A 26,974-nucleotide genomic window follows, 5' to 3' on the forward strand; every position below is an offset into this window, starting at 1 on the left:
GCTCTGATAAGCGGCAATTTTAAACATGTCCTCCATCACTTTTGAAATTTTAATCATTTTGGTGCTAATTATTGCCAATGGCGTGTTTTCTATGTCTGAGATGGCGATTGTCTCGGCCCGGAAAGTAAGGTTACAACAGCTTGCCAATCAAGGAGATGCCAAGGCAATGGCAGCATTGAAATTAGCGGAGTCTCCAAATCATTTCCTGTCAACTGTTCAAGTGGGTATTTCCCTGATCGGTATCCTAACTGGTGCTTTTGGAGGAGCAACAATTGCCAACCGACTGGCAGTCTATGTAAAACTTGTACCTTTGTTAGCACCTTATAGTGAACCGATATCTTTTGGAGTAGTGGTTTTGATCATTACCTATTTGTCACTGATTGTTGGCGAATTAGTACCAAAGCGTCTGGCATTAAACAACCCAGAAAAAATTGCATCGACTGTAGCTATTCCAATGCGCGCCTTATCGGCGATCGCTTCGCCAATGGTATATCTTTTAAGTGCTTCGACAGATTTGATCTTACGAGTGCTGGGAATTACAGCTTCTACCGAGCCGCAAGTCACCGAAGAAGAAATTAAAATCTTAATTGAGCAAGGTACTGAGGCGGGAACCTTTGAGGAAGCTGAACAGGATATGGTAGAGCGAGTCTTTCGTTTAGGCGATCGCCCCGTTAGCTACTTAATGACACCCCGCCCCGATATTGTCTGGCTAGACTTAGACGACTCTGCCGAAGAAAATCGCCAAAAAATGGTTGATAGTGCTTATTCTCGGTATCCAGTTTGTCAGGCGGGACTTGACAACGTGCTGGGTGTAATCCCTGTCACCGACTTATTAGCCAGGAGTTTCCGAGGAGAACCACTAGACTTGACAGTGGGATTGCGACAGCCTGTATTTGTGCCAGAAAGCACCCGTGGTTTGAAAGTTTTGGAATTGTTCAAGCAAACCATTACTCACATGGCGCTAGTAGTGGATGAATACGGGGTGATTCAAGGATTAGTCACTCTCAACGACATCATGAGTGAAATCGTGGGTGATGTTCCTTCAACAGATGGGCAGGATCAACCCCAAGCTGTGCAACGCGAAGATGGTTCCTGGCTTTTGGATGGGATGTTACCTGTAGAGGAGTTTTTGGAACTTTTTGGTATGGAAGAGTGGGAATCCGAGGAACGGGGCAGTTATCAAACTTTAGGCGGTTTTGTGATTACCCATCTAGGTCGTATTCCTGCCGCAGCAGATCATTTTGAATGGCAAAGTATGCGAATTGAAGTAATGGATATGGATGGTAATCGCGTTGATAAGGTGCTAGTCGTACCGAAGGCAGTTAAATCAGCAGATACGAAAAAATCTGACTAGCAAAAGGAGGCAAAGGAGGAATTATTCAAAAAGTCACTCCCTTGTCTCTTCCCAATCCCTTTAAGGGACTTCCAGCAAATAATACCAATTGGAAAAAAGAATGCGACAAATAGACCATTTGTAGAGACGCGATTCATCGCGTCTTTACCCAACGATGTGTTGCAATCATTAATTGAATTGGTATAAATTATCCCAATAAATAAACGAACAAACCAACCACAGAGGCACAGAGAACACAGAGAGAGAAGAAATAGAGAGGGTTTTTGCGTTAGTTTTGGGATATTTTTTATTTGGAAGTCCCTAAGTGCGAGATAGACGTTTGACCTCTTCACCCGCTAACATCTGATGAGCTTGTTCCAAAAGTTGGGGGATTTTATCGGCATGGGGATTCCGGGTAAGACATTGCCGCAAGTTTAATTCATCTAGCCGATCGGCTTTGTTGCCGGGGAACCAGTGACCACCATTGCCAAGCAGGTTGTAGCGCATTTTAGCGTAGTCTACTAAATCGTAGGCGATCGCTAAATTTCGCAGCCACAAAATTACCCGAATATTTACCTCACCAGGGGTTTCGTCAAAGGTTGGTAGATTTGTTTCCCAGGATTTTACCCAATCTTCTCCCAAAGTCGCGATCGCTTCTGATTCCAACCTTGCTAAAATTGGCGGCAAAATTTCTGATGCCCGATCTATTAATTCTAAAGTCTTCAGATGCTCGTCAAAATCTTGTGGTTTTGCTGCTCCTAAGCTCAGGGTATGTACCTCTTGATGACTCAAACAAAACAAATCATTAAACATCATTGGACTCAATGGGGCGCAAAGATTTACTAATTTTTCTGGCGGTTCATACAACAAACCTCCTTTATTAGATGGGCTAATAATAAACACCCCCATATCGTGGCGTTTAGCTGCTTCAATTGCCGCCCAATTCCATTGATTAATGTAGTACCAGTGCAGGTTCACGTAATCAAATTGATTAGTATTAATTGTCTGCACAATCATATTTGTCGAGCCGTGTGTGGAAAAGCCAATAAATCTAACTTTTCCCTCTGCTCGCAACTGCTGCGCTACTTCCAAACAGCCGCCGGGACGGATGCTTTCATCTAAGGACTCAGGATGATTGATGCCATGCAACCCTAAAAGGTCAACATAATCTAGTTGGAGATTTTTCAAGGATTGTTCAAACGTCTCCCGAAATTCTTTTGCATCTGCCTTTGGACTGATTTTAGTCTGAACAATCAACTTTTCGCGGGGAAACTTGGGCAATATTCTCCCCAATTGCATTTCAGAAGTGCCATAACCACGGGCAGTTTCAATATGATTAATCCCAACTTCGACTGCCCTTCTAATAGTCGCTTCCAGATTTGCCTGGTTATCAGCAGGAATTTCATGATTGGGAACATCCTCCCATTTGAACTGATATCTCATGCCACCGCAGGAAAACACTGGCATCTCTAATTCTGTGCGTCCAAATCTTCTATATAGCATCAGTGGATTGTGGATTGCTTACCAACTTAAAATCTAAAAACGATAGTCATTCCAGCTTTCAGTGCCACAATCATTCCCTCTGTTCAATCTGTGACACTAGCAATATTCATCGCATTCTTAAATCGGTCAGGTCTTTTGGTTATTGGATTTTTACCAATATTCCAGTTCCACAGACTAATTATCTCATCGTAGTTACCACTTTCTCAAGTTTAGACCAAGAAATGGCAAAACAACCCAGCAGTGCTGAGTTGTGCGAGGGTGAACTAGCAAAAAAGTTCAAATTAATTTTTTGCAATCTGAGACTGCGCCTGAGTTAAGCAATTTCTCAATTTTTCAGCTAACACTTGTACATGGGGTTCTTTAAGTATGTCAAGGTGAGATCCGGGAAGGTAATGAATATCTAATCCTCCAACTACTAGGTCGCCCCAGCCAAATTGAGGATCGTATTCTGTGCCTATAGCTTCGTCCCGATTTTTATCCTCTGTTCGTAAAAGAATAGCTCGACCAAGGTAAGGTGAAAAAATATAGTTACTCAGGGCTTGAGTGTTAGTATCTATAACCTTTAAATGCTTGTCAGTTTCAGGTACATGAAGTACGTCTTCCAAGTAACGGTTATATGTATTTTGCAGTTCTTGCTGACGCCAATAACTCCATCTCACAACCTTTTGCCAAACGTAGTTAGGCCCTTGTTGAACAATATTATTTAAATGCAAAAAAACTCGCTTGAGAAATGGCGCCTGCCAGCTATAACCTAGACGACAACTATCAAGCATAACTAAAATGCCAACTTGTTCGCCTTGCTTTTGGAGTTGCCGAGCCATCTCGAAGGCAATTGAACCCCCAAAAGAATAACCTCCGAGAAAATAAGGGCCATGAGGTTGAAGGGTCTGAATTTCTTGAATGTAGTGCGCTGCCATATCTTCAATGCGGGTATGAAGAGGGTGTTTTCCATCTAGTCCCCGTGGTTGTAATCCGTAAAATGGTTGTTCTGTCCCCAGATGCAATGCCAATTCACGGAAACATAAGACTTCTCCACCCAGCCCGTGAATACAGAAAAAAGGTGGCTTAGAACCGTTGGGTTGAATTTTTACTAGGGATGACCAGCTAGATTTTGATTGGTCTAAGGTTTTTACTAAAGCCGAGTTTGTTGTTAAATCTTCTTCTTGGCAGATTATTTTGGCTAGAGCCTCTACAGTCCCTGACTGGAAGAGAATGGCAAGTGGCAGGTTTTTACTAAATGTCTTTTCAATTTGCCAAAACAGTTTTACTGCTAGGATAGAATGTCCTCCTAGCTCGAAGAAGTTATCCCTAACACCAATGGGCTGGACACCTAAAATTTGTTCCCAAATCTGGGTTAACTGGCTTTCCACTTCATTGCGGGGAGCAAGAAAGCTGGCTTCTGACTCTTGCCTCGATAAGTCTGGTGCAGGTAATGCACGACGGTCTACCTTGCCATTGGGGGTTAAGGGCATGGTGTCCAGCAAGACAAAAGCCGAAGGTACCATGTATTGTGGCAATTTTGTCGAGAGGAAGCCCCGGATATCAGTAATTACAATTACGGATTCTTGATTCGGTATAATATAAGCTACCAAACGTCGATCGCCAGGAACATCTTCACGAGCAATCACTACAGTCTGGAGTACATCTGGGTGTTGGGCTAACACCGTTTCAATTTCCCCTGGCTCAATGCGTATTCCCCGGATCTTGACTTGATGATCTCGGCGACCGAGAATTTCTAGAGAGCCATCTGGACGATAGCATCCGCGATCGCCTGTATAATAAAGCCAATCCTGGCGATCGTTCCGAAAAGGATTCTTGACAAACCGAGAACGGTTTTCTTGCTGGGCATTGATATAGCCCAAACTGCGGAATGGAGTTCGGATTACAATCTCGCCGGGTTCACCGATGCCGCATGGTTGGTCATTTGGTGTGAAAACCAGTGCTTGGGTTTGAGGGAGCGGCAATCCAACTGGCTGTACACCAGGGCTACACTCAACAGGTACTCGGTAATAACACTTTGCCAAGGTTGTCTCTGTCGGGCCGTAGAGATTAACTATTTCACCTGATTCGGGAAAAGCATCCCGCCAGCGAACTACAAGGGTTTCTTTCAGAGGTTCTCCAGCCAAGAATAACCAGCGTAAGTTACGTAAAGATACTCCTGACGGCACATTCGCTAACCATAATTGCGCCAGCGAAGGAACTGTATGCAGTACAGAAATTTGCTCATTTTCCAAATAACGCAGAATTCTCGTCGGTTCTAAGTTATCCTCTTCTTCTGGCAAGCATAGGGTTGCACCACTAGTTAAAGGTAAGAAAATATCTCTAAGAACGACATCAAAAGAAAGACCAGTTAATTGGGCAACGCGGTCTTGCTGATTAATTTCAAAGGTCTGTCGCTGCCAGTTCAGAAAATGCGCCAACCCTTTATGACACCCCAGCACACCTTTCGGTACACCAGTAGTGCCGGAAGTAAAGAAAACATAAGCTGCATCGTCGGCAGTGATTTCAGGTAGATTTACTGCTTCAATACTCTTTTGGGTATTTATGGCTTCTCCTGTGTCTGGGTTAACACAGATGCTAGTTAAAGACTCCCCTATCTTTTCGTCTTCTGGACGCTGACCATCAATATATAATATGTATTTAGCTTTAGCTTCCTGTAGCATCAGCCTCTGGCGTTGGCTGGGAAGTTTCGGATCGAGGGTGAGTAACACACCGCCACTCAAAAGTACGCCCAGCATACTGGCAATTAGCCCAAAGCTGCGTGTCCCAAACACGGCTACGACATCTCCCCGCTCTACTCCGTGAGATAACAAAACCTGTGCTAAGGTTTGAGCGATTTTGCCCAATTCCCGATAATTCCAAGTGCGAAATCCTTGACGAAGTGATGAATGTTCTGGGGTACGATTTACCCAAGAGGTAAACATTGTTGTCGTCAATTCATACTGTGGTTCTGGCAAAACCGCCCTTGGCTCTGGCAGCAAAGGTCGTGCTTCTGGTGTCACCAAGGAATACAAACTAATCTGTCTCTCTGGAGCAGCAACAATTTGATTTAGCAAGTGATGGAATTGATGAAGCATTTCCATCATCCGTTCTGAAGTAAACAGATCCGTGTTGTAGACTAAATCAAGTTGGATTCCTTGATTTTGTTCTGTAACGTAAAGGGTTAAGTCAAACTTAGAAGCTGTTTCTAGGATAGAGACTGGTTCGATAGCCACTCCAGGTAGTTCCAGTTGGATGTCCCTTAAGTTGAGCATATTAAACCACACTTGAAATAGTGGGTTGCGACTGGTATCTCGCTCTGGTTGTAGTTCTTCTACCAGTTTCTCGAAGGGCATATCTTGATGGGCATAAGCATCTAATGCCATCTGGCGGACTCGATTTAGCACTGAACGAAAACTGGGGTTCTCGGCAAAATCAGTGCGTAAAACAACGGTGTTAATAAAAAATCCAATTAACTCTTCAATCTCAGAACGGTTACGTCCGGCAATGGGAGAACCGATAAGAATGTCTTCTTGGCCAGTGTAGCGGTGCAGTATTGTCCCAAAGGCTGCCAGCAATATCATGAATAGAGTGACACCCTCCTGATGCGAGAGTTCTGTGAGTGATGCACTCAAAGTCTGCGGTAGCATCAGAGATTGGGCTGCTCCTTGGTAAGTTTGCACTGGTGGCCGTGGTCGGTCGGTAGGCAATTCCAGTACAGTATTAGCACCTGCTAATTGGGTTTTCCAATAGTTAATTTGCTTGGAAAGTACCTCACCTGATAGCCATTGGTGCTGCCACACAGCAAAATCCGCATACTGAATGGGCAATTTTGCCAAGGGAGAAGGCTTACTGTTCAAAAAGGCTTCATAAAGCGCTATTAGCTGCTGCCAGAGAATACCGATTGACCAGCCATCTGAGGCGATGTGGTGCATCATTAACAAGAGTATATGCTCCTGTTCGTCTACCTGGAGCAAAGTAGCTCGCAACATCAAGTCAGATTCTAAGTTGAAGGGGCGTTGCACCTCTTGATTGAGGAGAAATTCTACTCGATCTTTTGTTACCTTAATAATTTTGAGTTCTACTGACCGAGGTGTGCTAATTACTTGTATGGGGCTACCATCAGGTGATGTAATAAAGTTGGTTCGCAATGCCTCATGATGGACAACGATCGCATCTAGTGACTGTTGCAATACACCCACATTTAACTTGCCCGTTAAGCGCTGTGCATTGGAGACGATATATGCTGCGCTGTTAGGTTCCAACTGCTCCAAAAACCAGACTCGCTGTTGGGCAAAGGATAAAGGCGCTGATTCCCGGTTGGCTATTTGGGGAATAGTCTGATTTTGGGGATCGTTTTCTGGAGTTTGGTTTTGGGCAATTGCTTGAGCTAAAGTAGCGATCGTGGGATTCTCAAATAAGAGTTGCAATGGTATTTCTATTTGAAAAGCTTGGCGAACTCTAGACATCACTTGAGTGGCCAGCAGTGAATGACCTCCCAATTCAAAAAAATTGTCGTGGATGCCTACTTGTTCCAGACACAAAACTTTCGCCCAAATGCCAGCTAAGACTTCTTCTGTCGAATTCTGAGGTAGAACAAAGTTAGTTGACAGCCTAATATCAGATGTATCCGGTGCAGGTAAGGCGCGGCGGTCTATTTTACCGTTGGGATTTAATGGTAGAGTGTCCAAAAATACAAAGAAACTAGGCACCATGTATTCAGGCAACCGAGTTTCTAAAAAGCGACGCAATTCAGCCTGACTAGGAATTTGCTCTGGACTGGCAACAACAATATATGCCACGAGTCGCTTGTCCCCAGGCACATCCTCTCTGGCTATAACTAAAGTCTGTGTCAGTGCCGGATGTTGAGCTAGTATGGCTTCAATTTCTCCTAATTCAATTCGGAAGCCACGTATTTTAACTTGGTGGTCAATCCGCCCAAGGAACTCGATATTACCATCGCTCAAATAACGTGCCAAGTCTCCAGTTTTGTAAAGGCGTGCCCCAGGTTCAGAGCTAAAAGGGTTAAAAATGAACTTATCTTTGGTCAATTCTGGACGGTTAAGATAGCCTCGCGCTAGACCAATACCGCCAATGTGCAGTTCACCTGATTCACCAATAGGCACTGGCTGCAAATTTTCATCAAGGATGTGAATCTCTGCATTGGTAATCGGACGACCAATGGGAGCCATAGCATAATTAGTACCGCGCTGGCAAGTCCAGAAAGTGGTATCAATTGAAGCTTCTGTTGGCCCATAACAATTATATAAAACATTGTCCAAATTCAGTTTGGCAAAGAAGCGTTCTATAAGTTCGCCAGGTAAAGCTTCACCGCCACAGGTAATGTGTCTGATGCGGCAATTCTCAATTCCCCTCTCTTCCAACAAGACACGCAGTATGGAAGGTACTAAAGCCAGAACAGTGATTTGCTGCTCAGTAATCACCTTCACAAGGTAGGCTGTGTCTTGATGTCCATCAGGGCGAGCTATGAACAATTGCCCCCCAAAGCACAATGGCCAAAATATCTGCCACACTGAGGGGTCGAAGCTAAAAGAAATAGTTAGTAAAACTTTGTCTGCATGAGTTAATCCAAAAGTAGTTTGCTTCCAGTGGAGTTGATTGCAGATGCCACGGTGAGGGATCATTACACCCTTGGGTTGTCCTGTAGAGCCAGATGTATAGATTACGTAAATGAGGTTATCAGCCGTCGTCTCATTTACAGGATTTTCTTGACTGTTTTGAATATTCTCTTGCCAGTTTGAGTCCAGACAAACCACTTGCGCCTGATGCAGTGGTAGGTTTTTGACCAATTTTTCTTGGGTTAACAATACTGGTGTCTGGGTGTCTTCCAAGATGAAAGCTAAACGTTCTGAGGGATATGCCGGATCTAAAGGCACATAAGCGCCTCCAGCTTTGAGAATGCCCAGTAGTCCTATAATCATCTCTAAGGAGCGCTCTAGGCATATACCTACAAGTACTTCTGGCCCAACGCCTAAAGTACGTAGGTGGTGTGCTAGTTGATTCGCCCGTTGGTTTAACTGCTGATAAGTAAGTTCTGTATTTTCATATACTACCGCAATTGCTTGGGGCGATCGCTCCACTTGCATCTCAAACATTTGATGAATGCACAGATCCTGATGATGAACTACTTGGGTGTCATTCAATTCTTGTAAAACTTGAGTGCCGATGATATTAGTTAAGGTATTTAAGGTAATATTTTGCTTATATTCTGATGTCTGACTATTTATCTGCATTTTGTATATTAAGTTCCAGTGGGCATAAATAATTAAAGTTTATGAGGACGTAAATAATTAAAGGTTTATGACTAAAAAAGATATGAGCAAATACAGCCGCCAATCTTTAGAAAATGAGCAGAATACTATTAATTATCACATAACCGACATATAGCAATCTTGAATGATACAGACGCTAGGAGCACACAGATATGTTGCGCGCCCCTACCCCTACTAATTGTTTGGACTCTAAGCAATTGTAAATTGCTATAACACTTACCAAACTCAAAAGTTGCTATTTAGCTTTTGACTATTACCAGTGCCTTCATTTCTGCATTGAGTAGAGGTTGATGATAATTTTTTTGGAGGTCTGGCACAGGTTTTCCATCTACAATAACTTTGTAGATTTTTGCATGGCAGTTGCTCGGTAAATTATCAATAATTCTTGTTTTAAATGCAGCAGGACTATAAGTTCTAGCAAAGCCTTCATATGCACCCCATCCAGCAAAGCTTGCAGTATTGTCAAAAATTGTGATTGCTTTGTCAAGATTGGGCTTCTGAATCCGTTTATTGTTCCAGATTTCTGCATATTCGTTAGTTAAAAATAGCGGTGCAATGACAAGTTTTCTGCCAACTTTCAATAAACGTACTGCCTCTTTAATAAACTTAATATCCAAATCATCTCGAAAATGCTCAAAAGAGTGATGACAGCTAATTCCATCTAAAGATTCATCTGGGAGAGGGATCGCATCAATAGAGCCACCAATGTACTTAATTCCATCTGTGACTTTTCCATCCAATAAAGAGTCTTGACAGTAAGCATTCAAGTTGAAGTCCGAAACTGCCATTAAAGCCTTTATATATTCAGCTTTTTCACCACCAGCAGCATCGAGTATTTTATCACCCTCTTTCAAATCTAACAGAGTCATTGTCGTCAGATATTCAAGTGGCTTGGAATGGATATAATCAAGCTGATTATATTTACTCAGTACATCTGAATTTATAAAATTCCTATAATCTTTTTCAGAAAAAGATAAATTGCTTATTTCTGTCTGTGCTTTTCCTATTTCCGAATCATTTGTGGTTCGTAAAATTTTATTAACTTCTAAATTGTTGAGACGCAAATTTGTCAGAAAACTCCACTTTTTACTGGTTAAAAACCTGCCCAATCGATCTAATATATCTAATTTACTAGTCACCATACTTTCACCCCGTGTTTTATTGATTGAAATGAAACTCTAAATTATTACAATTGAATCCAAAAAATCAAATTTTTGTTTTAGCCAACAAACACAAACACTTACACGCAATTATAAAAGTACATTATCCTATCTCAGTAAAATCTACTGAATGAAAAATAGTTTTTACAAAATCTTCATTTTGTCTCTAATTATATAAAATTAATGTAAAGTCGTAATATTATTTTTTTGAAGAATTTAGGCTAACCTTATAAAATCCAACTACGTTTGTAACATCAGTCTTCTACTCTAAACTACAGTCTCGTCGTTAAGGTTGTTGCCCTTTTAAGACTTCATTTAGAAATGTCTATGAAACTGACTCAAGTTTAACCATAAATATTCAAAAATGTAAACTTTTGTTACAAATGTCAAATTTTTAATGCATTTTGTTATAAGTTATGTGTAGGTTTTGTTAATCAGTAATTATGCGTAAAAAAAATCAATTCAATAAGACAACTTTATATTCAAAGCTGAATCAGTCCAAGTAAATATGCTAGAGTAATTTTTGAGGTGATATCAATCATTCTATACCTCGAATGAAGTAAAACTCTCCAACATATCTGCGATATCCATAATTAATTCAGCTGATGGATGTATTAGTAACCTGAAAAATTATAATATTTTTATTTTGCCTACTTGCTTGACTGTTAACATCAGCAGTTTTGATTAACTACTAATCTAAAGTTGGACAAGAAATACTTTTTTCATTAATTTTTACAGACTAAAATTGTGATTATAAGCTGCAATCAAACCTAGGTATTTCGGTAGTAACGGCACTCAAACCGACCCTGGAGGATGCTTTTGATAAAGAACTTAAAGTTCCTCCGAAGAGAATTGTTAAGACTAGAATAAAAAGTCAAGTTTCCTTTGTAAATAAAAATAGTAAGATACCCAAATTCTCTTGTATATCTAAGATCCTATCAAATTTTACCTACATCAAGTGTTCCTAACTATGAGTAATCAAAGCATTACAACAAATAAATTCAGTGAAGTACCTTTGGATTTACGTGCATCGACATTTGTTACGGTACGTAAGGGTTCATGGTGGTTGAGATTAACAACATTATTCTTAGTAGACTGCACTCTTTTATTTCTAGCTTGGGTTTTAGCAGCATATCAATCTACTTATGGACATTTTTATTGGTATATACCGATTCATTATTTACCAATCTTAACAGCTATTGGGATTCAAATAGGATCGCTAGCTATAGAAGGTATTTATCGAGAAGGTCAAAAACGCTATGACTATTTCAATATTATCAAATCGCTAACTTTTGCTCATGGATTAATCCTTTTAGTTAGTTTTTTGTATAAACCAGTTATTGATATCACACGTCCCAGATTAATATTATTGCCTTGGTTGCTAAGTATATTTTTTGTTTGTACTGGTAGATACGCTGTAAATATTACTCTTGAATATCTACGCAAGCAGAAAAAAATAGTTCGTTCTTCTGTTTTTATTATTTGCGATCCTCAAGATCACGAGCAGATTGCGAGTTTTATAAAAAAAGAAAAGCATTACATTATATCTGGAACGGCGAATGCTAATTCACTAGACAGATATCAGCGTCAGCAAACATTGACTCAGCTTAATCAACTAGGAGTGACAGAAGTTTTTATATCTTGGGATGCGCTAAAAAATAGAATGTTTTTGTGCTGGTTATTTCAAGCATCTGGGATACAAGTACATATTTTACCGATGGAATTAAAACCAATTTATAAAAACGTACAATTCAACAAAATAGGGGGAATGCCTTGTCTGAGTTTGGATTGTCCGATAATTACAGGTAAAGATTTTTGGATAAAGCGTAGTTGTGATTTTTGTTTTGCGACTTTATTTGTAATGTTATTATTCCCGGTTTATATAGCTATAGCTATAGCTATAAAACTTGACTCTCCAGGCACAGTATTCTACAGACAAACGCGTATAGGTTTACATGGTCAACAGTTTAAAGTATGGAAATTCAGAACGATGAGGTCTGATGCGGAAAAATTACAGAAAGAATTAGAAGCTTTAAATGAAACAAAAGATGGAATTATCTTTAAAATTAAAGATGATCCTCGCATTACCCGTGTTGGAAAATTTCTCCGTCGTTACAGTTTAGACGAATTACCTCAACTTTTTAACGTTATCCTTGGAGAAATGAGTATAGTAGGACCTCGACCTTTACCCACCAGAGATGTCGAAAAGTTTTCTGAACACCATTTTATTCGGCATGAAATTTTACCTGGTATTACAGGTCTTTGGCAAGTCTCAGGTCGCTCAGATATTTTAGATTTTGAACAAGTGATTCATCTAGATATTAGCTATATCGAAAATTGGTCGCTTGGGTTAGACTTTGAAATTCTCCTTAAAACAGTTATGGTGGTTTTGAAAAAAGATGGTGCTTACTAACAGAAACAATCTCTAGCATGACGGCTAGGATTATAGAATTTACTTTCCGTATCAATCGATAAATTTATTGCAGTGTTCAGTTTAATTTATAGCGGATTAAATTAAATTTAGATTTTTCTACTTTCTACATTACTGAGTAATTAGTTACTTGTTTTGTTTGAGGATGCTATCGAAAAATCTATAAGGATATATCCGATAAAAAATTGTGGTGACTCAAAATAAAAGAATTAAGCTGAATTAAGAATTATTAAGAATGGTAGAAAAGTACAAATTCATAAGTAATTCCTTCTCAATGATACTCAATCGGTTAGCACAAAGTGTTACAGCTTTTGTATTAACCGCTTCTATTGCTCGTACTCTAGGAGCTGAAGCTTTAGGGCAGTATCTACTAGCATATAGCTACTATTTTATCTTTGTGGGCATTGCTTCACAAGGGCTAAAAACATTGTTTACTAGAGAACTAGCTCGTGAGCCACAAAAAACACCAGTCTATTTAATCAGTGGTACTTGCCTACAGTTAATATTTAGTTTTTTTAGTTATGCGGCATTGGTGATTGTAGTATTTTTACTTCCCTATAGTTCCAAAACCTCGACTGTTTGTTACATAATGGGTTTAACGATCATTCCCTTTGCGCTTTCTAATATAACAGAGGCAATTTTTCAAGCTAAAGAAAAGATGCATCTGATTGCGATCGCTACAGTGCCAGTCTATATTTTACGCCTAATAATAATGATTTGGGCGATGCAACTAAAATATGGAATTGAATATTTGGGGGCGATCCTAGTTTTTTCAGAAACACTAATTTTGGTAATTGAATGGATTTTTATCGCTCGATTAGTAAAAATGCAATGGCAAATTGATAGGAGTTTTGTCTTTAATACAATCAAAAGTGCACGTACATTTTTTGCTATTGAAGCAATAGCTGTAGTAAGTGGCAGAATTCAAATATTGATACTTTCATTGTTAGGAAATGAGATTTTAGTAGGTTTATTTGGCGGCATAACACAATTATTACAACCCTTTATGATTATTGCTAACAGTATAGGTTTAGCAATATTTCCCAGACTTTCAAAGGCAGTAGAGCAAGGACGAGAAAAGCAGAGGCAGATAGCTGAAAATATTATCGAAATCCTACTAATCATCGCATTGCCCTTATTTGTTGGAATCTTATTATTTGGCAAAGATTTATTAGTTTTTCTCTATAATGCTAGCTTTGCTGAAGCAAATATAGCTCTTATGATAAGCGCTGCATCACTCGTTTTTTTGCCGTTTACACGCTCACTGACTTATTTACTTGTAGCCAATGGTTTCGAGATAGTGAACCTACGTGAAGTAGTTATTACCACTACATTAGGGAGCTTAGGAGGTGTGATATTAGTTTCGCACTATAAGTTACTAGGTGCAGCTTTAATGGCATTATTAATGACTATTTCTGGTTTTAGCCAGTATATTTATTTCACCTATACTCGCCTATTTCCATTAAATTTATGGCGAATTATCCGCCGACCATTAATAATAACTATTTTAATGCTACCTATATTAATATTATTACAAAAGCTTAACTTAGACTTCATATTAACTCTAATTATTTCAACTTGTGCCTATGCTTTATTTGTGATTTATTTAGGGATTCGTGCCTTTGGAGGGTTTCGTTTTTTATGGTTCAAATTATTAAAATCACAGTAATTAGTTTCCGATAAATTCTTATCATTAACTCATAAAAATTGATGAAATAAATAATTTAAGGTGAGGGGATAATTTTAATTATGATTAAGGTTGCTTTATTGCATTTTGGCTTTGAAGATTACACCATTGAATTAGCAAACAGTCTGGTTAAACATGTTGATTTAACGCTAATTCACCCAGAAAAAATATCAAATGTGTGTAGCAATGTTCTTGATTCCAGTATCCGCGTAATTAGCTTTAAAAAACCACGGATTCGCGACCCACGCAACCTATTGTCCATGTACGCGATGATGCGTATTATCAAAGACATACAGCCAGATGTCTTGCACGTGCAAGAAACTAACGATCCTTGGTATGATTGGACTTTGTTACTCAACAAAATGCCGCCACTGGTGACAACTATCCACGACATATTCCGTCACCCAGGAGATAGCATGGCTGTATTCGGTTCAGAGTATACCAGACGTATTGCCTTCTATCGTTCCCAACAATTGATTGTTCATACTCATCAACTAAAAAAGATTCTAACTGAACAATTTCGTATACCTCAAGAGCGAGTTAATGTTTTGCCACATGGGGAACTTGGTAGTTTGTATCAGCGTCGCGGCAAGAAGAATAGTCAGACTCGTGAGCCAAATACATTACTATTTTTTGGACGCATCTGGCCCTACAAAGGATTGAAATATTTACTTCAGGCTATGCCTTTAATTGCTGAACGTATACCTGAAGTCAAGCTGATTATCGCTGGACGGGGAGAAAATATCATACAATATTTTCCTAATGGTTATGATGAGAAACGCTACGAAATTATCAATGACTTTATACCTCTTGAAGAAGTAAGTAATCTATTTCAACGCAGTACAGTAACAGTTTTACCATACATAGAAGCCTCTCAAAGTGGTGTAGCAGCCTTATCTTATGGGATGGGAACACTGGTTGTAGCGTCTGAAGTAGGGGGATTAAGTGAGATAATTCAGCATAAAAAAGATGGGTTGTTAGTTCCACCTTGTGATGTCCAATCTTTAGCTGATGCTATTATTTATTTGTTAAGCGATCGCGATTTACAAAAACGTATGCAAACTGCGGCAGTAGCTCGTTGTCAGGAAGATTTAAATTGGTCAAATATTGCCGCTCAAACAGCTCAAGTTTATTATAAAGAACTGAATATGCAAAATAAATATTAGTTAAATTATTATGAGGAAAATACTAATTTTTGCTGAACAGGGATTCACAATTGCCAGCTTATTGATGTATTCAGGGGCAATCTTTGTTCTTGTACTGTCAGGAGGAGCAGGACAGAACGATTTAGTAGAATATGATAGCTCTGTGATACGGATTATTTTTTCCTTAATCTACGCAGTTACCGTAGTACTACTAGTTTTGCGTTGGAAGAAAACTCTTTATTTACTTAGTAAAAGCTTTTTGCTTTATTCTTTAATTTTATTGGCAGCTGTTTCTATTATTTGGTCTTTTGAACCATCAACAACATTAAAAAATAGTTTTGCCCTCATTAATTCCAGTTTATTTGGACTATATTTTGCTTCGCGATATAGCTTAAAACAACAGTTACATTTACTTGCTTGGAACTTTGCAATTATTATTATACTTAGTTGCGTTTTTGCTATAGCACTGCCTAAATACGGGATACAGAGCGATTTGGGTGGCTCAAAGTGGCGTGGAGTATTCACGCACAAAAACGGTCTGGGAGCAAGAATGGTAACGAGTAGTATAACTTTTTTTATCCTTGGTTATCAAAATAAAAGACGTAATTGGCTTTTTTGGGGTGGGTTTTGTTTGTCAGTACTACTTTTACTCCTTGCGTCTTCAGGTTCATCTCTAATTAATCTATTAATTCTCATATTGACATTTTTTGCTTTTCAAATTTGGCGCTGGTCATACCAGTTCATGGTACCAACCTTAATAATCATAGCTACTATCAGCCAAAGTTTATATTTTTGGTTGTCTAACGATGCTGATATCCTGTTCAGTGCAATTGGCAAAGATGCGACGCTGACGGGTCGAACAGAGTTGTGGCCATTAGTAATTGATATGATTTGGAAACATCCTTGGCTTGGTTATGGCTATGGTGGATTCTGGCAAGGATGGAATGGCGAATCTGCCTATGTTTGGCTTGCAGCTGGATGGACGCCAAGCCACCCCCACAATGGCTATCTGGCTCTTTGCCTAGATCTGGGTTTTTTAGGGTTAGGATTATTCTTTTTAGGATTTTGGCGCAGTTATCTGCAAGGATTTGCTTGGGTGCGTAGTAGTAAAACAGCATTCGATATTTGGCCACTTATACACATGACATTTGTAGTCTTATCTAGCCTCACTGAGTCTAATTTGATGGAATCAAATAGTTTGACTTGGATACTATATGTGGCGGCATCTCTCTCAGTCAGAATGTAAAGATGAATTAAAAATCAGATGATTAATCAACATAACTGTAACCGCCTAGTAACCGCAAAACTGATAGCTATTATGATGTAGACATACATATTTATTGTCCAACCCAGTTTCACCAAGGATGACTATAGGTTACATAAATAAGGTATATTTTAGACTTGACAAGTGAGTGTTTTACTAAAGTAACGTTTCATATTTCCCTGCCTATCACCCATAAATTATGGGTTTTGACCATTTTACCGAGTGAGTGAATAATTACTTGCGAAACTAATTAAAAATTGAAATTATTATGGCATCACCGAAGAAAGTACTAATTATCGTAGAAAATCTCCCAGTTCCCTTTGATAGACGGGTATGGATGGAAGCAACTACTTTGCAAAAAGCTGGGTATGAAGTTAGCGTAATTTCACCTACAGGTAATGGCTTTGATAAAGATTACGAAATTATTGAGCAGATTCACATTTACCGTCATCCTCTACCACCGGAAGAAAGTTCTGTCATTGGCTATCTCCGAGAGTACAGTTGGGCAATTAACTGGCAATTCCGTCTAGCTCAAAGGGTATGGCGAGAGCGTGGTTTTGATGTCATACATATTTGTAATCCGCCCGATTTACTTTTCTTGGTAGCAGCATGGTTTAAATTATTTCATGGTATATCTATTATTTTCGATCATCATGACCTCAGTCCGGAAATGTATGAAGCTAAGTATCGGCGACGCGATATTTTTTATCATGGATTACGCTGGGCTGAACGCTTGACCTATGCCACAGCAGACATGGTAATTTCAACGAACGAGTCACACCGAGAGGTGGCTCTTAAGCGTGGGCACAAGAAACCAGAGAAAGTATTTGTAGTTCGTAGTGCGCCGGATCTTTCGCGCTTTCGCCGAATGCCTCCAAACCCCAATTACCGTAGAGGTAGAAACTATTTGATAGGTTACATGGGTGTCATGGGAGAACCAGAAGGTATTGATTATCTCCTGAGAATGGTATATTACATTGTCCACGAAAAAAATCGCTCTGATATTCACTTTATGCTAATTGGTAGTGGACCTATGGCAGAAAAGCTCAAGGACTTATCTAAAGAATTAGAAGTGAATGAGTTTGTAGAATTTACAGGGTTTAAGCAAGGTGAAGAACTTTTAGAGCGACTTTCCAGCTGCGACGTGTGTGTAGAACCTTCTCCAACATCTGCTTATAACGAAAACTGCACTATGAATAAAATCCTTGAATACATGGCAATGGGAAAAGCAATTGTCCAGTTTGATTTGCGAGAGGGAAGACGTTCTGCACAAGAAGCATCTCTTTATGCCAAGCCTAACGATGAGGTAGAATTTGCCGAGAAAATTTTGGAACTTCTAGATTCTCCTGAACGCAGACAAAAGATCGGATCTGAGGGGCGACGCAGAATGGAGGAGATTCTTGAATGGCAATATCAAGCTCCAAAACTGTTAGATGCTTACGATAAAGTTTGGCAAAGTAGGTAGCTACTTTAAGTTTCAGAATTACTATATTAAGTAAGTGAGTTGAGTAATGAGTAGATGTTTATGGTCAAAAATTACAAACTGACTAAAGATCAAGTTTTTTACTTGACTTTGAAATTTTGCCTTTGGCTAAGATAGTTGCTCTGACTAAGAAATATAGCCGTATAATATCCAAGGAAAAAATAAAGTCTTTGATAATCCAGAAATAAATTTGAATGAATATTAATGGTTAATGGCTAATGCAAAAAACTTTTAATTGAACGTCCTGTTACTAAAGGGTTGATTTATGGGACGGCAGTTATAGTTAGGAGCTAGTTGACTCACCTCAAATCCCAAAATTAACAAAGGTTTTGCTCAATAAAGGTATACACACCACCGTTACAAATTTGTACTCATGGCGACTAAATTTTTAACTTAAATATATACTACAATACAGTTCAGTTAAGCACTTCTTGCGTCTTTGACGGTTCGTTAAAAAAATGATTTTGATATAGAGTTAAGCTTTAACTGAACCGTATTGGTCTATACTATATTTTATATTGTAAAATTATACATAATCAGTATTGTAAATTGCACTGGTTTGTGGCTGTTATAAGTCAATTTTGAGTTTCTTGCTTAAGACCTGTACGTTGGAAGATTTATGTCAGAAAAATCTATGGAATCTAGAGAATCTATTGATTTAGACCTTAATCGTTACTTGTTGATATTGAAACGGTGGTGGGTGCCTGCTTTTAGTATATTTGTGGCGACAGTTATTTTAAGTGCTATATCTACAAAATTTCTGAAGCCAGACTATGAAGCAGAAGGAAAACTGTTATTCAGAGTTCCCAGTTTTAAAGTAGCAGGCAATAATCTTTCCCCTGGTACCTCTGAAGGAGGAGACTCAGGAGATTTGAAACCATTGGTAGCAACTCAAAATCCCATAAGCAGTCAGATAGAAGTTATTTCTTCCCCAGCTTTGTTGCAACGGACAATAGACAAACTACAACTCAAAGACAAGGAAGGCGAACCTCTGGAGGTGAAAGCACTACAAAAAGCCCTGAACCTAAAAATTGTTGGTGGGACAGATGTATTGCGTATTAGTTATAGCAGTCACGATCCTGAAGAAGCAGCGGCAGTAGTCAACACAGTTATGAGGTTTTATTTAGAAAATGATGTTCTGACAAATCGCTCTGAGGCAGGAGCGACTCGTCAGTTTATGGCCAAGCAACTTCCTACGACTCAAGCTGCTGTTAATAATGCAGAAGTAGCGCTACGTATATTTAAACAAAAGCATCAGATTGCAGATTTATCAGAGGAGACAAGATCAGCTGTTGCGACTATTGGAAATCTAGACAATGAGATGAATACTGTCAAGGCTCAACTGAATGAGGTAAATGCCCAAACCAGTGAACTGCGGAAGAAAGTAGAGCTAAATTCTCAGGAAGCGATCGCTGTGAGTGCCCTCAGTCAGTCACCAGCAGTACAAGGAATTCTTACACAACTCCAAGAGACCGATCGGCAGCTAGCGGTTGAGCGCAGCCGTTTTCTAGATGACAACCCTATAATTATTAACTTAGAAGCAAAAAAAACTAATTTAAAATCTCTCTTGCAACAGCAAGTTGGTCAGACTGTTGGCAATCAAACACAAGTTCCCACAAGCCTATTGCAGATTGGAGAACTCAGACAAAGCCTGATACAAAACTTTCTGCAATCAGAAATACAACGTTTTGGCTTAACTCAAAGACTCTCCTCTCTATATAATTCTCGTGTCAGTTATGAACAGCGGGTGAAACTTATACCTCAGTTGGCACAAAACCAGCGGGAGTTAGAACGGAAAGTTGAAGTTGCAGAATCGACCTATCAAACTCTATTGAAAAAGGTTCAAGAATTACAGTTAGTTGAAAATACAAATACCCCTAGTTCCCGAATTATTGCTCAGGCTTTAGTGCCCAAAGATCCTACATTAGGCAAAAAAATAATTGTCTTGGTGCTAGGAGTCATGTTCGGTTTATTCTTTGCCACCACAACTATACTCTTTCTCGCTATGAGAGATAGATCTCTAAAAACACTTAAAGAAATTAGAGATGTATTTGGATATACTCTGCTAGGAATTGTTCCTTTATCTGTTAAAAAGCTTCGTTCCCGTGATTCAAATGCAGAATTCACATCTCAAACAGTTGCCGTCAGGGATACTCCTCACTCTTTAACGAGTGAAATGTATCGGATGATTCAAGCAAATCTGAAATTCTTAAGTTCAGATAATTTGCTCAAAACCATTGTGATAACTAGTGCAATTCCGAAAGAAGGCAAGTCTACAGTTTCAGCGAATTTGGCAGCAGCGATCGCTCAACTAGGACGTAAAGTTTTACTAATTGATGCAGATATGCGAGTTCCTTCTCAGCATCATCTCTGGCAATTAACCAATGAAGTTGGTTTGAGTGAGGTTCTTGTAGGCCAGGCTGAATTTGAAATTGCCGTATCTCAGGTAATGGACAACCTTGATGTTTTAACTGCTGGGGTTAGACCTCCCAACCCACTTGCTTTGCTTGACTCAAAACGGATGGCATCACTCATTGAGAATTTCTCATCTCAGTACAAGTATGACTTTGTAATTATTGATGCTCCTCCACTGCTTTTGGCAGCCGATGCTTTGACTTTAAGCCAAATGACTGATGGTATTTTGTTAGTAGCCCGACCCGGAGTAATTGATTCCAACAGTGCTAATGCTGCTCAAGAGATATTAGAGAGATCCAGTTACAACGTTCTAGGTTTAGTAGTCAATGGAGTCATTGATAAAAATGAATCTAGTAGTTATCGATATCATTCTCACGAATATTTTAAACCAAGAGAGTTGACAAAAGAGCTTAAGGGACTGGCGAAGAAATAAAGCTTCTAAAAAATCATTTTAGGAGTTACATCAAGTCCGGATAAATATTTATTAATAAAGACTGACGCAAAGACGCAAGAAGTTTGAAATAATAAGTAATTAACCGGACTTATAATTATATAGCGATCCTAGATAGGATAAGGTATATCTTTACCAGTATAGGAAAAGCTATATTAGGAGCTATAGATAATTTTCTGCATGGTAGTCCGATTTCTTCAGGTATTGCCACTCCAATTTAATTGGGTTTATTAGGGTTTTTGCTCGCCTCGAAAGTACCTCCATGCACAAAACAAAACCCTGATTCATCCAAATACTTCAGGTCTATTTCTCCAGTAGCCGCACATAATCCCCGCTTCTGTATTCTGCTTTGCTTGTTTCTGCGGTCTGACTATAGCGTTTTGTTTTCCTTTGTAGCTCTTCCTCGCCCGTTTTCAATTGGGTTGTAGACAAAAAATCTGTATAAATAAGAACTTTTCCATACAACCCAATGCCATACTTTTAACTGCTACCGATTTTCGTATGCTCCTCTATCGGTTGCAGAGCCGGACACACGAGGATTGCCTAGAAAATCGGTTTTCAAACTACTCCACTTTAAACCACTATTAATTGCCGGACTTGTTGATTTCAATCTAAAGTCACGAGCTGAGGGATTAACAAACTGTGGATCTGCAATCATATCGTTAGATCCTGTAATCTTAATCGTCGAATTACTGGGATAAACATTGTAGTTATAATTGACGTTGACATTTTTCATATTGCTATTCGCAGCATTACCAGGGGAAGGATACATAATGTTATTGAAAATTTTGACATCAGACGAATAACCTGCATAAATTTCGCCCTTTCCCTTTTTTTTAACTTCTGGACTTTGCTGATTCAAATATGACGTGTTGTTGATAATATCGATATGCTGACTATCATGGGAATGAATACCTGAACCGCCATTATTGTAGGTGAGATTGTTCGCAACTAAAACTCGTCCTCTATATCCTTTTGAAACATCAACAATAATACCATTACCGTCTGAGATCGTTCCGGAACCAATCCAAGGAACGTACATTCGATTGTTGTAGCTCCTGTTATTGGTTACAAATATCTTGTATCCCTGGTTGTTGTCAGAACTCCAATTATTAAGCATGGAAATGCCACTGCAACCATGAACTGTGTACCAAGCGTTATTGTAAACAGTGTTATTATCCACCTTCACATAATCAGCTTGGATTGCTGAGATACCTGCTCCTCCACAATCATGCACTTTGTTGTTCAGAATATTTATGTGACGAGAACGGCCTTTGTTTCCTCCCTCAATGCTTATGCAATTTCCGCTAGTAAGCGGATTTGATGTGTTATATTTCTGGCTTAAGGCATAATTACGGGTGATATTAGCATTGTTCCCTATAACCTCCAGCCCGTTAATCTCGATATATGAAGCTCCATTTGAAATCGAGATACCATTCCACGTATTGTGCTGAATTTTTGGAGAATTCCCAGGATATGCTTTATATTTAATCCATGCATTTGCAGTTCCAGAACGTTTAATACCTAGTACAGCACCGTTTTTGGGCCCATTCTTGTATTGCCCGTTCATAATAAGTACCGTATCGCCAGGATTAGTAAGGTTTGCTGCCCTTTGAAGTGTCCTAAAAGCGGATGAGGTAGAGAGTCCGCTATTTCTGTCGTTTCCGTTACCACTAACATAGTATGTTGTCGCACTTGAAATACCACTGATCAGCTTGCGACTAGGTAGTGGTATTTCCTTAATAGTGGATGGCTGAGGAACATCTTTAAATAAAGACTCTGTTATTCTCTGTCCTTGAACCAGACCTGTTAATGCCCAGGGAAGTACAAGAGATGCGCTCAAACTGAGAAAACCGAAACCATGAATCATCATAGGGAAAAAATAGGGTATGTTGCAAAAACTCAATCGTTAACGGTTAGTAACTCTAGCCTTAGTTAATAACCCAGTATTAGATACGGTCGTATCACTGCCACTTGTAAGTTTATACACGGTTTTATAAGTTTAAACCTGCGCATTTTCGCGTAAATATGGCTGAACCACCTTTTGAGCTTGTGTTCCAAAAAATCGCAAACATCTGATAAAATCACTGAATAAAAAATATCAGTATCCAGAGTTACCCTATTGATGAACACCAAGCAACCGTACAAATGGCGTCATTTCCAATTCGACATCATTCTACTGTGTATACGCGGTATCTGTGGTTAAAATAGTATATCTGTCATCAATTAGTTAATTTACTTAAATAATTCTTATGATAATAAGAATCACTAAATGACTAAAAAGCAGTTATTGAATAGTATTTACAGAATTTGCTTTCTAAAATATTCTCATTATCATAAGAAATCCGAGTACCTACAATAAAGATTTCAAAAGTCTATCAATGCACATTATGAAGTTACAGTAAGAGTTTTAAAGTTTCTAGTATTTCTCTACGAGTAATATTACTTAAAATTATTATAAGGACGGATATATAAAAGTAGTCAGATAGCTTAGAACATTGGCAAATCACAAGAGAGCGGCCATAGCAGACTTGTCGTAACAGTATGAAGCCGCTATAAAACACAATTTGCAAGAAGCGATGCCTTGTGTAACATCTGCTGTGTTTAACTTGCTTTTGATTAAAGGATAGTGCAATTTTAGGGACGAAGACGGTTAGCCAACGCCCCCAATTTGCATCTATCTCTTAAACTAGAGTCCGAATAAGTTCAAAAGATTAAAGATAACACCTAGAGGTCCAGTTATAGTATTGACGGTATCGCCAGTCTTAGCTGAACCAGATCGATTGACTACCACAACGTCATTATTGCGGAGTATGGGATTAGTTTGCTCATTAATCCCAGCGGAGAAATCCACTTTTACTATACGTTTAGTGACAGAACCATTAGGGTTGAGGCGAATCAAATCAACAGCCTTACTACTAGCTCTGGCATCATTAAATCCGCCAGCAGCGAGTATAGCTTGATTTAAAGAGCTATTTGGCTGAACGTCTGTTAAGCCTGGTTTTTTTACTTCGCCGACCACACCAACTTGAATCCGTGTAGGAGACAAAGTAGTGGTAGCTAATTGAGTCGCTTCTGCGGGGTTAATTTCAGTTGCTGTCGGAATAACAATTGTATCTCCGTCTTGCACAATGATGTCTTGATTGGCATCACCACTCTGTAACAGTTGCCAAAGATTAATATCTATAGATTGTTCTGAGCCAGTTCTTGTAGGTCGGCGTAGCTTGAGATTACGCACATCAGCTTGTGCTGTAATTCCACCAGCTAATTGAATTACCCGTGTCACATTTGGTAAACCATTGGGAGTGGTAGTACCACTATTAGTGGTTGTGCCCCCCTGTGCATCTGTGTTGGCTGGGGTGACAAGATATGAACCAGGACGGTTAACTTCACCAATAATTGTTACTGTGCGGGGTGTGGTTTGACTGGCGGCAAAGTTGGATGCAAATATATTGCGAGATTCTGCCACGTTGAAGTTGGTGGCTGTTGGCACAACTATAGTGTCTCCATCCCGCAAGGTAATATCCTGCGATAGCCTGCCTGTTTGAATGAGTTCTTTCAAATCGAGGGTGACAGCTTGCTCTGAAGAACGTCCTATTCTACGCCGTAATTGAACTTGAGTAACATCCGCAGCTAAAGTCACTCCCTGTGCTGTTGTTAATGCGGCTAATACAGTGGGGTATTGTACGCCTGGATTGTTCCCGGCACCTCCGCTCAAGCTTAGAGTGTAAGCTCCAGGACGTGTCACCTCTCCAGCAACGAAAATATTGATGGGACGAGGAGACAACAGATTGACTGAGATTAAGGGGCGTTTGAGGAAGCGAGCATATCTTCTAGCTATTTCGTCAGAAGCTTGTTCAGTTGTTAGCCCTAGTACCGACACACTGCCAATTAAAGGTAGGTTGATTGCTCCACCTGGGGGAATTTGGTATTCACCTGTATATTCAGGTACTTCAAATACATTTACACGAATGAGATCGCCGCCTCCTAATGAATAATTAGTATCTAATTGTGTTTGTGTGATTGGTGGTTGTGTAGTTGGTGGTAATGGTTGTCCCTGAGCTAAACTGGCAGATGACATAGCGGCATTGACAGCAGTTAACACAGCCATACCTACAGCTGGCTGAATTAGGAATTTAGACAAACTTTTGTTAAGCATATTTACCTGAGACTCTGAAACTACGATCAATAAAGTACTGTCTAAACATTTTTATTTTGACTATACCTAAGTATTCAAGTTCCCCGACACTCTTATTTTCCTAGAAAAGTGTTATTTTCCGGAGGAAATTTGTTTATTGAACTTAAATTTTTAGTGAAGTTAGCTTAAAGTTAATGTTGCTTGAATAGAGTAATATCAAAAAATCTAGGATTTACGCAACTAAACCCAGTTTCTACAAGAAATTGTCTGTTAGCCAACAATCAAGTAGTCACGAATAAAGTTTTCTTGTCAAAGTTAATTTGATGACATTTAAAATCTGTGATGAGTAGTAAGGGACTACTAAAATTAGGAACAAGTTCATTAAATAAATACAAATAACCTTGAAAAGATGTCGGAATTTTATTTTTTGTGGATTGTGTTGGGCAAAGAGAACTTAAAAAGACAGAATTTGGGTTTTGTTCTTTAAGCCAGTCGACAATTTACTATTTGGCAACAAGACTAATTCAATGAGTTGTTTGTCTTTGGATCTGTTGAATAAAAAATTCTTCTAGGGAGTGACGTGACAAGTTCATGGCGATAATTTTACCTTCCATGAGACGAAGACTGGCAAGAAAATCATAGTAATCATCTTGTAGTGTACCGTGCCAGGAACCATCAGGCTCAAATATGAGAGTGGGTATCCATTTTTTGAGAATTTCCCAGTCACCACCTTGACCTTTTACTTGATATGTGGTTCTCCCACCTAAGAGTTCATTGAGGGAACCAGAGCAAATTAGTTCACCTTGAGCGAGGATGGCAATGCGATCGCAAATCTGTTCTACTTCACTAAGAACGTGGCTGTTGAAAAAAATCGTCTTACCAGCGGCTTTGAGCGCCAGAATAATTTCTCGCATTTGGTAGCGTCCCACCGGATCGAGACCAGACATTGGCTCATCCAGAAAAACTAAATCTGGTTCGTTAATTAGTGCCTGTGCCATACCAACACGCTGTAGCATTCCTTTGGAATAGCGGCGCAGCAACTTTTTACGAGCATCGGCTTGCGATAAACCCACTAATTCCAGCAGTTGGGGAATACGTTGGCGTTGGACACTTTGGGGAATTTGGAATAACCCAGCAGCAAGCTGTAAAAATTCCCAGCCAGTGAGATAGTCGTATAAATAGGGATTTTCTGGTAGATAGCCGATATGTTGCTTAACACTGCGATCGCCTATTGGTTTACCCAACAACGATCCTCGTCCAGAGGTGGGATGAATAATTCCCAGCAATAATTTTAAAAGGGTGGTTTTGCCAGCACCGTTTGGCCCCAGCAAACCAAAGGTTTCGCCTTTGTAAACCGTTAAAGAACAGTTTTTGAGCGATACGACTTTTTGATTTAGCCAAAAACCAGTGCGATAGACTTTTCGCAACTCAGAAGTTAGGACTACTGGTGGAATGTCTATCGTATTAAGTTGAGAATTAGAGTCATCTGCAACAGACTTCATCTCGGTTAAATCACTATTTACCAGCTTGATATTAATTAGAAGTTACCCGGTAGGCTGATAATAACCATCAACCTGGATGGTAGAGGAACTTGTACAGCAGCAACAGGTGTTCCGTTTTTGGATCACATGTTGCATCAAATTGCCTCCCACGGCCTGATTGATATAGATGTCCAAGCCAAGGGAGACTGGG

At 39.4% G+C, this 26,974-nt stretch carries 13 protein-coding genes and 1 pseudogene; 8 read left to right on the plus strand and 6 right to left on the minus strand.

Going from position 1 to position 26,974, the window contains the following annotated elements; translation table 11 throughout:
- Nucleotides 1-25: 25 nt before the first annotated feature.
- Nucleotides 26-1,354, plus strand: a complete 1,329-nt coding sequence (locus tag CDG76_RS35060; RefSeq protein WP_094353422.1) for a hemolysin family protein — start codon at nt 26-28, stop codon at nt 1,352-1,354.
- A 300-nt stretch (nt 1,355-1,654) separates the two neighbouring features.
- On the opposite strand, the gene CDG76_RS35065 is transcribed toward CDG76_RS35060, so the two are convergent.
- The 3 genes from CDG76_RS35065 to CDG76_RS35075 form a co-directional block, all read right to left on the minus strand.
- Entirely contained in the window at nt 1,655-2,836 is a 1,182-nt protein-coding gene (locus tag CDG76_RS35065) for an aldo/keto reductase (protein ID WP_094353423.1), read from the minus strand.
- A gap of 281 nt (nt 2,837-3,117) precedes the next feature.
- Entirely contained in the window at nt 3,118-9,069 is a 5,952-nt protein-coding gene (locus CDG76_RS35070; protein ID WP_094353424.1) for an amino acid adenylation domain-containing protein, read from the minus strand.
- Between the two features lie 278 nt (nt 9,070-9,347).
- Nucleotides 9,348-10,250 carry a class I SAM-dependent methyltransferase gene (locus tag CDG76_RS35075; RefSeq protein WP_094353425.1) on the minus strand — a complete coding sequence of 301 codons (903 nt, stop codon included), beginning with the start codon at nt 10,248-10,250 and terminating at the stop codon, nt 9,348-9,350.
- A gap of 988 nt (nt 10,251-11,238) precedes the next feature.
- On the opposite strand from CDG76_RS35075, the gene CDG76_RS35080 reads away from it, so the two are divergent.
- The 6 genes from CDG76_RS35080 (at nt 11,239) to CDG76_RS35105 (ending at nt 21,126) form a co-directional block, all read left to right on the plus strand.
- The gene (locus tag CDG76_RS35080; RefSeq protein ID WP_094353426.1) at nt 11,239-12,681 is read left to right on the plus strand and encodes a sugar transferase; all 1,443 of its coding nucleotides are present in this window, start codon (nt 11,239-11,241) and stop codon (nt 12,679-12,681) included.
- A 253-nt stretch (nt 12,682-12,934) separates the two neighbouring features.
- Nucleotides 12,935-14,368 (plus strand): oligosaccharide flippase family protein, encoded by a 1,434-nt coding sequence (locus CDG76_RS35085; RefSeq protein ID WP_094353427.1) that lies wholly within the window; start codon nt 12,935-12,937, stop codon nt 14,366-14,368.
- A gap of 80 nt (nt 14,369-14,448) precedes the next feature.
- Nucleotides 14,449-15,552, plus strand: coding sequence for a glycosyltransferase family 4 protein (locus tag CDG76_RS35090; RefSeq protein WP_094353428.1), 1,104 nt, complete (start codon nt 14,449-14,451; stop codon nt 15,550-15,552).
- Between the two features lie 196 nt (nt 15,553-15,748).
- On the plus strand, nt 15,749-16,777 hold the full coding sequence (locus CDG76_RS35095; RefSeq protein WP_223265528.1) for an O-antigen ligase family protein: 1,029 nt from the start codon (nt 15,749-15,751) through the stop codon (nt 16,775-16,777).
- Between the two features lie 286 nt (nt 16,778-17,063).
- On the plus strand, nt 17,064-18,260 hold the full coding sequence (locus CDG76_RS35100; RefSeq protein WP_094353430.1) for a glycosyltransferase family 4 protein: 1,197 nt from the start codon (nt 17,064-17,066) through the stop codon (nt 18,258-18,260).
- Between the two features lie 637 nt (nt 18,261-18,897).
- Nucleotides 18,898-21,126 (plus strand): GumC family protein, encoded by a 2,229-nt coding sequence (locus tag CDG76_RS35105; protein WP_094353431.1) that lies wholly within the window; start codon nt 18,898-18,900, stop codon nt 21,124-21,126.
- Nucleotides 21,127-21,631: 505 nt separating this feature from the next.
- On the opposite strand, the gene CDG76_RS35110 is transcribed toward CDG76_RS35105, so the two are convergent.
- The 3 genes from CDG76_RS35110 to CDG76_RS35120 all read right to left on the minus strand — a co-directional run bounded on the left by CDG76_RS35110 (nt 21,632) and on the right by CDG76_RS35120 (nt 26,784).
- On the minus strand, nt 21,632-23,017 hold the full coding sequence (locus CDG76_RS35110; protein ID WP_223265529.1) for a right-handed parallel beta-helix repeat-containing protein: 1,386 nt from the start codon (nt 23,015-23,017) through the stop codon (nt 21,632-21,634).
- Between the two features lie 816 nt (nt 23,018-23,833).
- Complete coding sequence (locus CDG76_RS35115; RefSeq protein WP_094353432.1) at nt 23,834-25,303, minus strand: polysaccharide biosynthesis/export family protein; 1,470 nt, start codon at nt 25,301-25,303, stop codon at nt 23,834-23,836.
- Between the two features lie 503 nt (nt 25,304-25,806).
- A complete protein-coding gene (locus tag CDG76_RS35120) occupies nt 25,807-26,784 on the minus strand; it encodes an ABC transporter ATP-binding protein (RefSeq protein WP_094353433.1) in 978 nt (325 codons plus the stop codon).
- Between the two features lie 54 nt (nt 26,785-26,838).
- On the opposite strand from CDG76_RS35120, the pseudogene CDG76_RS35125 reads away from it, so the two are divergent.
- Nucleotides 26,839-26,974: pseudogene (locus CDG76_RS35125) on the plus strand (imidazoleglycerol-phosphate dehydratase); the annotation flags it as partial.

It is taken from the genome of Nostoc sp. 'Peltigera membranacea cyanobiont' 210A (assembly GCF_002246015.1).
In the GTDB taxonomy this organism is placed as follows: domain Bacteria; phylum Cyanobacteriota; class Cyanobacteriia; order Cyanobacteriales; family Nostocaceae; genus Nostoc.